Genomic DNA, 11741 nt, shown 5'->3' on the forward strand with positions numbered 1-11741 from the left:
GCTCGCCGCTCAGCGCGCCGAACAGGAATACCCGGCGGGAATGGTTGTACAAGAGATCGGTTTCGGTATCGCGTACCAGTTGGGTGGCCGCGCGCGCAATTGCGCTGTCGGGGATCTTGATGCCTGCAATCGTGGTGGTCATTTTCCGGTTCCTCAGTTGGCAAGTGGGTGGCGCGTATGCGTGCTTCCAGGGTTCGGCAATCGTCGCTGAATTCCTGACACCTATCGAAGCGATTGATGTAGACATCCGCTCAACTGCCCGTCCGCGAAACACAATTTACGGAGTGCAATGCATCCGATCAGCGCGTAACCAGCGGCGTGTCCATGGGAATCAATAATGGGCAAACAACCGGTGTGCGACAACTGGAACGAAACGCTGAAGTCTGCCAAGCGTGCGGGATATCCTGCCGTGCCTTCCGGCTGAGGTCCGTCCGGGCCTGCGCCCGCCACTGATCGCATTGGCCAGGCTTCAGCGCCCGGTCAATCCTGCGCGAAAACACGCCGGAAAGCGCCCGCAGTAAGTCATCTTCCCTAAACTCACGGAATTCGGTGCCGTTATACAGGTGCCTGGTGCGACTTGCGGCCCGTCACGGAAACGTCTTCATCCCTATGCTGGTTTGCACTTATTCCGACCAAGACGGCGTGCCGTCTGCCGCCCCCGCTGGCGGCGATGTCGCACCACCGCCGGCTGACACGGAATGCCAGGCGTTGACAAGACTCGCGCGGGCTCATTTCGGCGTCGCAACCGCCCTGGTCATGTTGTCCGACGCTCATGGACAGCGGCTTAAAGCGGTCGACGGCGTTTTGCCCGATGTCCTGCCTCCGGACCTATCGGGGCCATCGTTGCAAGCAGACACGGTGACCGACGGGCTGGTCGTCGTGCCGGATACATGGGTCGACGCGCGCTTTTGCGGCAATGCGCGCGGCGTCGCGCCGCGAGGGCCGCGCTTTTACACCGCCTGTGCCCTGACAAGCGCCGCCGGCCTCCATCTGGGCGCGCTGTGCCTGCTGGACGATTTGCCCCGTGGCCTCGATGCCGCTCAACGGGCGTTCCTTCGTGAATTCGCCGGGTTGATCGCGCACCGCCTCGAACACGCGCAAGCGCTCTCGACGCTGCAGGACCGCGTGAAAGAACTTGAGGCCGGCGCGGAACTCATGACGCTGGCCCTTGCCGGCAGCGGGACCGGCGTCTGGGACCGTAATGTCGTCACCGGCGAAATCGAGTATTCGCCTGCCTGGAAGGCGATGCTCGGCTACGAGGAGCATGAGCTCAGCAACCGGATCGAAGACGCCTATCTGCGCTTGCACCCGGACGACCTCGCGGACGTCGCGGCGACGATGCAGGCCCACTTTGAATCCAGAACCGACAGCTACGCGGTCGAGCACCGGATCCGTTGCAAAGACGGTAGCTACAAATGGATCTGCAGCCGGGGCAAAGTGGTCAACCGCGACAGCGAGGGGCGTGCGCTACGCATGGTCGGTACGACGACCGACATTACTGCGTTGCGGGAGATGGCCGCGCGGCTGCAGCAGTCCGTCGAGCTGATCACGAACCTGACGGACGAGGTGCCGGGCCTCGTCTTCCAATACCGGCTGATGCCCGATGGGCGCGCGTTCTTCCCCTATGCAAGCGACGGAATCCGCGACATCTACGAGCTGACGCCACAGCAGGCCACGACGAGCGCGCAGACAGTCGACGCGCTGATTGATGCGCGCGATCTGGCCGCGTACCGGCAGTCGATCGAGGAATCGGCGACCAGCCTGTCGCCGTGGCACCTCGAATATCGCGTGCAACTGCCGCGCCAAGGCCTGCGCTGGCGACAGGGCGATGCCCGGCCGCAACAGCTGGCCGACGGCAGCACGCTGTGGCACGGCTTCATCACGGACGTGACCGAGCGCAAGCACATCGAGGCCGAGCTGCAGGAATCGGCAACCATCGATTTCCTGACCCAGTTGCCCAATCGCCGCCACTTCATGATGCGAAGCGAGGCGGAATTGTCGCGCGTGCGGCGCGCTGACAGTCGCGTCGCCGCCGTGCTGATGTTCGATCTGGACAACTTCAAGGCGCTCAACGACCGCTGGGGACACGAGGTCGGCGATCGTGCGCTCAGTCATTTCGCCGAGATCTTGCGTGCCGAAGTGCGGGCCAGCGATATCGTCGGGCGCCTTGGCGGCGAGGAGTTCGCGATGGTGCTGCCGGACACCGATACCGACGCGGCCATCGCGCTTGCGCGGCGCGTCCAGCAGCGGACCTCGCGAACCCCCTTGCTGTGCCGCGCCGAGCCCATCGTGCTGACCGTCAGCGTCGGCGTCGACACGATGCACGCGGCCGATGTCGGCGCCTATCAATCGCTGTCTCGTGGCGACAAGGCAATGTATCGGGCAAAAGAGCGCGGCCGCAACCGGATCGAGGTTTATGGCGACTAGTTCGGCGCCCAGCAGATTCGCCGCTGGACCGAGCAACACCTGCCGCCGATGAGAGTCGCGATCAACCTGTCGCCACGCCAGTTGTCGCAACCCAACCTCGTCGCGACGATGCTCGAGATCGTGAAAGCCGAAGGCGTGCAATGCGAGCAGACCATGTTCGAGATCACCGAGACCGTGGCGATGCAGGTGGCCTCGTTTTACCGATAAGCAGGAACCGACCGATTGGCTGCTGGAGACTTCATGAAAATTGACGTAGCGACGTTCACAACGGTATGGCTGATCACGTTTGTCTGCAGCGCGCTGATCACGACGGCGCTTGCGCGCGTGTTTGCGCAGGTCGGCGCATTCCGCTTGTGGGCCGTTGCCTTTTATCTGCTTGCCGCCGCCACGGCCTGCTTTGCGTTGCACGCGATCTGGAACAGCGATCTGCTGCTGGTGGCCACCGCGACGCTGGCATTGCAAAGCCGCATGCTGATCTGGGCGGGCACGCGCGACCTGTTCGGCGCATCGGCACCGTGGCGGGCCGGCCTCGTCGTCACTGCCGTGTTCTGCGTGCTGCATGCGGGCACGCTCGCATGGAATGCGCCGCTGGCGGTTCGCGCCGGCCTGCTGGCGCTGTTTTTCGTGCCGTGCCGCGCGGGAACGCTGTATGAAGTGGTCCGCCGGCGTCGTCCGCAACTTGGCCCGGCACGCGTGCTGGTGGCGGCGGGCAGCGGCATCGCGACGCTCAGTGCAATCGTGCCGCTCGTGCTCGTGCTACTCGATCGCGCCAACATGACGCTGCTCTATGGCAACCCCCGCACCACCTCGGCGCTTTACGCAGTGGTATTTGCGGGTGATCTGCTGCTGACTATCGGCCTGATCGTGCTGGCGTTGCACCATCTGATCGTCGAACGCGACATGCTCGCCACACTTGACCGCGGTGCGCTGGAGCGTCTCGCCGAAACGCGGGAAATGCGCGCAATCGTCGATGCACGGTGGGCGCACCGCGATGCGCTCGGCCACGACACCCCCGCGCAAGGCCAGACGCTGGCGGGGCCTGTTTGATGAGGCGCGCGGCGGGTTAGCCGTTTGCCGTTTGCCCTTTGCCCTTTGCCCTTTGCCCTTTGCCCTTTGCCGTTTGCCGTTTGCCGTTTGCCGTTTGCCCTTTAGCACTGGGCCGGCTGACCGCAAGCCCACTTAACCGGCCTTGCGCTCCCCACGTGGCGTGTCGGCCACCGACACAAGAATCGGCGTCATCGCCTGCGCGGCTTCGCGCTTGGTGAGCTTGCCGTCGACCGAGGCGCCGCAATCCATCCGCAACTGCTGGTAGTAGATGTTGCCCGTCACATGCGCATTGCTCTGCAACTCGACGAAGTGATCGGCGATCACGTCGCCGACGATCCTGCCGTTGACCACCACGTCATAGCCATGCACGTTGCCCTCGATCGAGCCGCGGTCGCTCAGGACCAGCAGCGTCTGGGTACCCGGCTCGCCGCTCACGTTGCCCTTCACGTGACCGTCCATGCGCAGGCCGTCGCTGAACAGGAGGTCGCCCGTGATCCGCACGTCGTGTGCAATAAGGGTGGCGAGCTTGGTCTGCTGGATGCCCGCGGTTTTTTTCTTGCCGAACATAAGTCTCTCTTGGAAATGAAAATGTTTGTCGCCTGATGCCATCCGGGCGACGCTCCGGAATGCCGGTCAGCGGCGCGACGCCGGCGGCCTCGTCTTGCTCTGGCCGCGGAGAAACTGCACTTCGGCGTTCAGGCGCGCGGCGTCGGCAGCGGCGCCGTCCGCGGTTTTCTGCACCGCGGCGCGCGCCGCCGATTCCTGCGCGAGCGCGAGCCGCGTACGGGCGAGTTCGGTCTGTTCGCCGCCCTCATCCGAAGACGCCGCGTTGCATTGATCAACCGCTGTGCCGGAGCGCTGCGCGTGCCAGGCCATCGTGGCCGCCGCACCGCCTGCCGCGCCGAGCGCACACACCACAGCCCACTGGATCACGCGAAGCATGAGCGGCCGCGCCGGCTGCAACGTATAGGCGCACTGGCTCAGACTGCCGGCATCGCGGAGAAAACGTCGTTCAACCATGAGGTGTGGGCGCGAATAGCGCGAGGTAGGCGGCCGGATCGACCGGCGCGCCGTTGACCAGCACTTCGAAATGAAGATGCGGGCCGGTGGAGCGGCCGGTCGAGCCGACGTCGGCGACATACTGGCGCGGCAGCACCAGATCGCCGACCCGCACGACGACGCGCGACGCGTGACCGTAACGGGTCACGAGGCCATTGCCGTGATCGATTTCGACCGCGTTGCCATAGCCCGATTTCTCGCCGGCGAAGATCACCCGGCCGCCCGCCGCCGCCAGAATCGGTGTACCGGTTCTGGCGACCAGGTCGATGCCCGGATGGAAACTCAACCGATGCGTGAACGGATCGGTGCGGTTGCCGAACGGCGAGCCAAAGCGGGCGCCGTCGGCGGGCATGCGACCGGGAAAAGCGGCGTACGCGACTGCGTGGCCGGCGGCTTGCTGCTCGAGCGCGGACAGCGTCGCGGCGATGCAATCCAGTTGTTGCCGGGTGCGCCCGGCATCGGCATGAACGGGCGAAGCGCGCGACGCCTCCGGCTGTCCGGCGGACAAATCCTCCCGGCTTTCAGGTTTTATGTATTCGAGGGCTGGCGGCATGACATCTGTACAGCGACGCGGCGGCAGGGAGGGACCGCCCTCGCCTTCGCTGTCGGTGGCGGATGGGTCAGGTTCCGAAGCTGCGCCCGGCGTGGCGGCTGCGCGCGGCGCCGGCCGCGGTGTATTCAGACGTGCTTCGAAGTTGCGCAACGCGCCGACCTGCATCGTCAGGCGCTCGATGCGCGGTTCGATCTGCGCCACGGACGCGTTCAGCTTGCCAAGTTGATCGATCGCATAGTCGTGCTCGACACGGCTCGTCGTCTGGTCGTTGGAGCCACTGTGCGCCGGCCAGTGCATGCCGATCGCGATGCCCGCGGCGAGCGCGAGCGCCGCCGCGCCGCATGCGATGCTTACCGCGATGGTCAGCGCGGTACGGCGTGTGACGAAGCTGATCGAGCCGCTGGAAAGCTGACGCCCGGCGCGAAACACGGAAGACATCAGCGGCTCCCGGCGCGCGCCAGGCGGCGGGAGCGCGGTTTCACAGGCGCGGCACGACGTACGTTCGGCATGGTCAGCGTGTTCGGCGTGTTCGGCGTGTTGAAAGCGCTGAACGCGCCAACCATATTGAGTGCGCTAAAGCGGGACGGGAGATCGGCGGACGAGACTAACTGCATGCGGCATCAACCGGACAACATACCGGTGGAGAGAGTGGACAAAGGGCGCCGATTATCGCCTGGCATCACGAACCATCATCTCAAATACCGAGGACGGTGCGCGATGCCAGGTCACCTAAGCCGGATGCGCCAGTTGCCGAACTACGCAGCGGCCGCCCTCAGCGAATCCGTATTCACACCGGCTCTGCAGTCACGTAAGGCTCTTTCCGGTCGAGCCCCTCCAGCGCTCTGAGCCGCTCGACCAGCGCACCGCCGGCGCGCGTCATCGGCATACGCAACTCGTCGCGTATCAGACCAAGCGCGGCGAGCAGCGCCTTCACCGGCGCCGGATTCGGTTCGGTGAACAGCGCCTGGATCAGCGGCGCGAGTTCCTGAAAAATGCGCCGTCCTTCGTCGAGCCGCCCCGCCGATAGCGCGCGATACAGCGCGACGAACTGCTCGGGCCGCACATGCGCCGAGGCCGCGATCGCCCCGCTTCCGCCCAGACATAAGGTGTTGAAAATATTGATGTCTTCGCCGGCGAGCACCTGCAAGCGGCCGTCGCGGATCAGCGCAAGCGTGGTGTCGAGCGAGCCGGCGCAGTCCTTCACAGCCTGAATCCGCGGATGCGCGGCAAGCGTCAGGAGCGTGTCGAGTTCGAGCCGCACGCCGGTTCGATAGGGAATGTCGTATAGCACGACGGGCTTGTCGCTCGCATCGGCAAGCGCCGTGAAATGCCCGACGATGCCCGCTTGCGAGGGCCGGATGTAGTACGGCGCGGCCATCAGCACACCGGCTGTCGGCAGTGCGTTCAATTGCTCGATGCGCTCGCGCATGCTTGCCGTGTGATTGCCCGACACCCCACCAGCACCGGCAGCGCGTGAGCATGCGTTCCGCAGCGGGCGGCGGGGTTTGCAAAGCGGGGTTTGCAAAACCCGCGCAAAATTGCTTGACTTCTGCGACAGGGAAACTAATATACGCACCGCGTACATGACGAGTGCGCGACCCACTTCCCAAAGGTGCCTGCATGAGCGTCCCGCAACAAGCTTTCCTACGAGATGCGATGCGTCGCATGAACATGACCCGCGACACGTTCGCGAGCCGCATCGGTGTATCGCGCCGGGCGCTCGACACCTGGTTGCTGCCGGACGATTCGCAGGAATCGCGGGCGATGCCCGAGATTGTCGAGCGTTTCGTGTCGGAAATCGCCGTCCACGGTGAGCCGGGCGAGAAGTATACGCAAAGCGTAGACTCGCAATCGCTCGCAAGCCAGATGTTGTTTGAAGGCAAGCCGCAACTGCTGTCGGTCGATCAGTTCTCGCGCGATTCCGTCGAGGCGCTGTTTCGCGTCGCCGACATCATGCAGCCGATCGCACGCCGCCGGAAGATTTCCCGCGTGCTGGAAGGCGCGGTACTCGGCAATCTGTTCTTCGAAGCCAGCACCCGCACCCGCGTGAGCTTCGGCGCGGCATTCTGCCGGCTCGGCGGCTCGGTGTGCGACACCACCGGCTTCACGTTTTCGTCGATGGCAAAGGGTGAGTCGATCTACGACACCAGCCGCGTGATGAGCGGCTACGTGGATGCGCTGGTGATCCGCCATCCGGAGCAAGGCTCGGTGGCCGAATTCGCGCGCGCCACCAACGTGCCGGTGATCAACGGCGGCGACGGCCCGGGTGAGCATCCGAGCCAGGCGCTGCTCGACCTGTACACGATCCAGCGCGAGTTTTCGCGGCTGGGCAAGATCGTCGACGGTGCGCACATCGCGCTGGTCGGCGATCTGAAATATGGCCGCACGGTGCATTCGCTGGTCAAGCTGCTGGCGCTGTATCGCGGCATCAAGTTCACGCTGATCTCGCCGCCCATGCTCGAAATGCCGAGCTACATCATCGAGCAGATCTCGCGTAACGATCACGTGATCGAGCAGACCCACGATCTGCCCGCCGGGCTGCGCGGCGCCGACGTGGTGTACGCCACACGCATCCAGAAAGAGCGCTTCACCGACGAATCGTTCGAAGGCTATACGCCGGACTTCCAGATCAATCAGGCGCTGATGGACAGCGTATGCGGCGCCGACACGCTGATCATGCACCCTCTGCCGCGCGACAGCCGGCCGGGCGCGAACGATCTGAGCGTCGATCTGAACCATGATTCGCGTCTCGCGATTTTCCGCCAAACCGATAACGGCATTCCGGTGCGGATGGCGATTTTCGCGGTGCTGCTGGGTGTCGAAAAACTGGTCCAGCATTCGATGCGCGACGCCGCGTGGCGCCCGCCCGCCTATCTTGGTCCGGACGATGCGGTGTTTCACGGCATCGATTGACCAGGATTCTGATAATTGAAAAATGCGGCCTTGCGATTTCACACGCAAGGCCGCTTTGGTATTCAGCTATCCATCTTCAGTACCCTGAAGTCCTGGCCGTTCGCCCAGCTCGAAGCGGCAATCGACGCTGCAGGCCGCGCCTCGAGCGGAATCTGCCCGAACGTCGCGAGCGAAACCAGCGCGAGGTAGTCCGCACGCGTGTACATGAAGTGGCCAATCGACGCCCAGTTGTTCAGCAACATCTCACCGTAGGGAATCGGCAAATCCACCTGCATGCTGCCCATCAGCACGAGGCGCCCGTCGCGGCGCAGGCTCCGTAATGCGGCAAGGGTGGCGTTCGCGTCGGCGGCCTGCCCGACCATGTCGAACGCGAGGTCCGCGCCGCCACCGCTCGCGGTGCGAATCGGACGGTTTCATCGGCGATCCAGTACGGATTCACCGCCACGCGTTGACCGGCCCGAAACGTTACCACGACGCCTCAAAAACGCCGCACGAGCGACGCAATGCAAACCCATCGCCGCGGCCATGCGGCGGTTAAACCCACGACTTCTTCTCCCATCTTCACCGATCAACCCGTCAATTCCATACGGCTGCTCGCGCCCTCGACTCCGTGCGCCGAGATTTTGTGATGAGAACGCTTCTCAATTACAAGCAGATTGCATAGAATGCACGCCGAAAACACTTTGTAATAAACATGGAATGTCCGGGTAAGGAACGCGTTAGCCAACCGTCCCGGACCACCGGAACACCAACACTCAACGACGGGGATAAAAATGAAGTTGCGGTCCGACGAACCGAAGCTCGGCAAAATCAGCACCACGCTATGCAGCATGCTGGCGGCCGGCCCTGCCCTCGCGCAGGGCACGGCCGGCACCGCGCCGCCGGACAGGGAAAACCAGTTCGCGCCGATCGCCGTGCAAGGCCAGGGAGACGACGGCTTCAAGACCGACCACTCGGCGTCGGTCAAATTCACGGCACCGCTGGTCGATACGCCGAAGTCGGTGACCGTGATTCCGCAGGAGTTGATTCGGAGTACCGGCGCCTCGACGCTGACCGAAGCGCTGCGCACCGTGCCCGGCATCACCTTCGGTGCCGGCGAAGGCGGCAATCCGCTCGGCGACCGCCCCTTCATTCGCGGCTATGACGCGCAGGGCAGCACCTTCGTCGACGGCATGCGCGACATCGGCGCGACCACCCGCGAAGTGTTCAACATCGAAAGCGTGGAAGTGACCAAGGGGTCGGACGGCGCCTACGGCGGCCGCGGCGGCGCGGGCGGCAGCATCAACCTGATCACGAAGACCCCGCATCTGGGCAATTCCGCGGACGGCAGCGCGGGACTCGGCTCCGACCGCTACCGCCGCTTCACGGCCGACGGCAACTGGCAGATGGCCGATCACGCGGCGTTCCGCCTGAACGTGATGAGCCACAACAACGACGTGCCCGGCCGCGATGCGGTCAACAACGAGCGCTGGGGCATCGCGCCGTCGTTCACGTACGGCCTCGGCACGCCGACCCGCGTCACCGCGAGCTACTACCACCTCTCGACCGACGACCTGCCCGACAGCGGTATTCCGTACTTCTACACGACCACCAACAAACCGGCCAACGTCGACACGATCTATCCGGCCAAGGTGGACCGCCACAACTTTTACGGCCTGATCGACCGCGACTTCCGCAAGACGACCTCGGACGTCGGCACCGTGCGCATCGAGCACGACCTCAACAGCGACCTGACGATCCGCAACACCACGCGTTATACGAAGTCCACCCAGGACTACATCTGGACGCAGCCGGACGACAGCCAGGGCAATGTCGTCAACGGCATGGTGTGGCGCCGCGCGAATACGCGTGCGAGCGACGTCTATAGTCTCGCGAACCAGACTGAACTGTTCGGCGAGTTCAGGACGGGTTTTCTGAAGCACAGTTTCACCACCGGTCTCGAACTGTCGCGCGAAACCAGCGTGAACGATTCGTACGCCGTGGCCGCGGCCACCGGCGCGATCTGCAACACCAAGGGCATCGGCGCGGCGTCGGGCTATAACTGCACGAGTCTGTGGTCGCCGAATCCGAATGACCCGTGGGCCGGCTCGGTGAAACTTGCCCATGACCCGAGCCAGCAGCGCACCACCACCAAATCGCTCTACGCGTTCGATACGATCGAATTCACCCAACGCTGGCAGGCCAACGTCGGCTTGCGCGTCGACGATTATTCGACCGATTTCCGCAATACGGTGGCCAATGGCGGCAAGGGCGTGTCGCGGGACGACACGCTGTTCAACTACCAGCTCGGCCTCGTCTTCAAGCCGGCCTCGAACGGCAGCATCTATGCGTCGATCGCGACTTCGTCGACGCCGGCGGGTGCCCTGCTCGGCCAGGGCAGCGAAATGCAATCGCTGATCCCGGGCCGCGGCGGAGTCGGCGCGAACGCGGACCAGCTTTCGCCGGAAAAGAATCGCAGCGTCGAACTCGGCACCAAGTGGAACGTGCTGAACAACACGCTCTCGCTGACGGGCGCGCTGTTCCAGATCGACACGACCAACGCCCGCGTCACGCTGCCGAACAACGAATACGCGATGGTCGGCAACAAGCGTGTGCAAGGTTTCGAATTCGGCGTGGCCGGTCAGTTGACGAACAAGTGGCAAGTGTTCGGCGGCTACACGTACATGAAGAGCGAGTTGCGCGACAACGGCAAGACCACGTCGGATAACGGCCATCAGTTCCCGAATACGCCGAAGAACAGCATCAGCCTGTGGACCAATTACGACGTGTTGCCGAAGTTCACGATCGGCGGCGGCGCCTTCTACATGTCGCAGGTGTACGGCGACCCGGCCAATCTGCGCGCGGTGCCGTCGTACTGGCGCTTCGACGGCATGGCGGCGTACCGGATCAACAAGCATGTCGATCTGCAACTGAACGTGCAGAACCTCTTCAACCGTACGTACTACGACCAGGCGTATCCCGCGCACTACGCGTCGATCGCAGCCGGCCGTTCCGCCTTCCTGACGCTCAACGCGCATTACTAGACACAGCACGATGGAACAGGTAACGCTGAAGGCGCTGGCGAGCGTGTCGCATGACCAGTTCACCGCGATTCTCGCCGGGCCGCCCGCCAAAGCCGCCGCGTGGGTAGCGGCGGCCGCGCATAACGGCATTGTCGAAGCGCAGGCGGTGTATGGCCAGTATCTGCTCGACGGGCACGGCGTGGAGCGCGATGCCGAAGAAGCATTGAGCTGGTTCAAGCATGCGGCCCGGCAGGATCATCCAATGGCGATGAACATGCTGGGCCGATGCTACGAACACGGGTGGGGCACCGCTGCGTGCGCGCCCGTGGCGGTCTACTGGTATCGCCTCGCGGCGCAGGCCGGACTCGACTGGGGCATGTACAACTATGCGTCGGCGTTGGCGCTCGGCAATGGTGTGGAGCGCGATCGCGCGCAGGCACTGCAGTGGTTCCGGCGCGCCGCCGACATGGGTCACGTGAAATCGATCAATTTTATCGGCAGCTTTTACGAGGACGGCTGGGAAGTCGATGCCAACGCAAGCATCGCGCTCGACTATTACCGGCGCGCCGCGGTGGGCGGCGATTTTCGCGGCCAGTTCAACTATGCGCGGCTGCTGGCCGGGCACGGCGAGATCGACGTCGCGCTGGCGTGGTTGCGGCGCGTGCCGCAATCGGCGACCACCGCGTTCGTCGCGAAGATGCAGGCATGGCTGGCCGTATCGCTGGTTGACGCATTTCGTG

Annotated in this window: 9 protein-coding genes and 3 pseudogenes; 6 read left to right on the forward strand and 6 right to left on the reverse strand. The window is 64.2% G+C overall.

From position 1 onward, the window contains the following. Nucleotides 1-142 (reverse strand): annotated as a pseudogene (locus QOC89_RS06795) (phosphohydrolase); the annotation flags it as partial. A 467-nt stretch (nt 143-609) separates the two neighbouring features. Here QOC89_RS06795 and QOC89_RS06800 point away from each other — a divergent pair. From QOC89_RS06800 to QOC89_RS06810, 3 genes and pseudogenes are all read left to right on the forward strand, one after another. Next, a complete protein-coding gene (locus tag QOC89_RS06800) occupies nt 610-2427 on the forward strand; it encodes a diguanylate cyclase (RefSeq protein WP_323044331.1) in 1818 nt (605 codons plus the stop codon). A 9-nt stretch (nt 2428-2436) separates the two neighbouring features. Continuing rightward, nucleotides 2437-2619, forward strand: a pseudogene (locus tag QOC89_RS06805) (EAL domain-containing protein); the annotation flags it as partial. A 48-nt stretch (nt 2620-2667) separates the two neighbouring features. Continuing rightward, entirely contained in the window at nt 2668-3474 is an 807-nt protein-coding gene (locus tag QOC89_RS06810; protein WP_323044324.1) for a hypothetical protein, read from the forward strand. 132 nt (nt 3475-3606) lie between these two features. Here the strand turns inward: QOC89_RS06810 and QOC89_RS06815 are convergent, their stop codons facing one another. From QOC89_RS06815 to QOC89_RS06830, 4 genes and pseudogenes are all read right to left on the reverse strand, one after another. Next, a complete protein-coding gene (locus tag QOC89_RS06815) occupies nt 3607-4041 on the reverse strand; it encodes a polymer-forming cytoskeletal protein (protein ID WP_323044325.1) in 435 nt (144 codons plus the stop codon). A gap of 66 nt (nt 4042-4107) precedes the next feature. Next, nucleotides 4108-4416 carry a hypothetical protein gene (locus QOC89_RS06820; protein ID WP_323044326.1) on the reverse strand — a complete coding sequence of 103 codons (309 nt, stop codon included), beginning with the start codon at nt 4414-4416 and terminating at the stop codon, nt 4108-4110. Nucleotides 4417-4486: 70 nt separating this feature from the next. Beyond that, entirely contained in the window at nt 4487-5524 is a 1038-nt protein-coding gene (locus QOC89_RS06825) for a M23 family metallopeptidase (RefSeq protein WP_323044327.1), read from the reverse strand. Between the two features lie 349 nt (nt 5525-5873). Beyond that, nucleotides 5874-6542 (reverse strand): annotated as a pseudogene (locus QOC89_RS06830) (dihydrodipicolinate synthase family protein); the annotation flags it as partial. Nucleotides 6543-6706: 164 nt separating this feature from the next. Between QOC89_RS06830 and QOC89_RS06835 the strand changes: the two are divergent. Beyond that, nucleotides 6707-7999, forward strand: a complete 1293-nt coding sequence (locus QOC89_RS06835; protein ID WP_323044328.1) for an aspartate carbamoyltransferase — start codon at nt 6707-6709, stop codon at nt 7997-7999. 62 nt (nt 8000-8061) lie between these two features. Here the strand turns inward: QOC89_RS06835 and QOC89_RS06840 are convergent, their stop codons facing one another. Further along, on the reverse strand, nt 8062-8403 hold the full coding sequence (locus QOC89_RS06840; RefSeq protein WP_323044333.1) for a zinc-binding dehydrogenase: 342 nt from the start codon (nt 8401-8403) through the stop codon (nt 8062-8064). A 369-nt stretch (nt 8404-8772) separates the two neighbouring features. On the opposite strand from QOC89_RS06840, the gene QOC89_RS06845 reads away from it, so the two are divergent. Both QOC89_RS06845 and QOC89_RS06850 read left to right on the forward strand, forming a co-directional pair. Then, nucleotides 8773-11022, forward strand: coding sequence for a TonB-dependent siderophore receptor (locus tag QOC89_RS06845; RefSeq protein WP_323044329.1), 2250 nt, complete (start codon nt 8773-8775; stop codon nt 11020-11022). A 10-nt stretch (nt 11023-11032) separates the two neighbouring features. Continuing rightward, nucleotides 11033-11741: tetratricopeptide repeat protein (locus tag QOC89_RS06850; RefSeq protein ID WP_323044330.1), on the forward strand; the 709-nt coding region annotated here is incomplete at its 3' end.

This window comes from Paraburkholderia sp. (assembly GCF_034668105.1).
GTDB lineage: Bacteria > Pseudomonadota > Gammaproteobacteria > Burkholderiales > Burkholderiaceae > Paraburkholderia.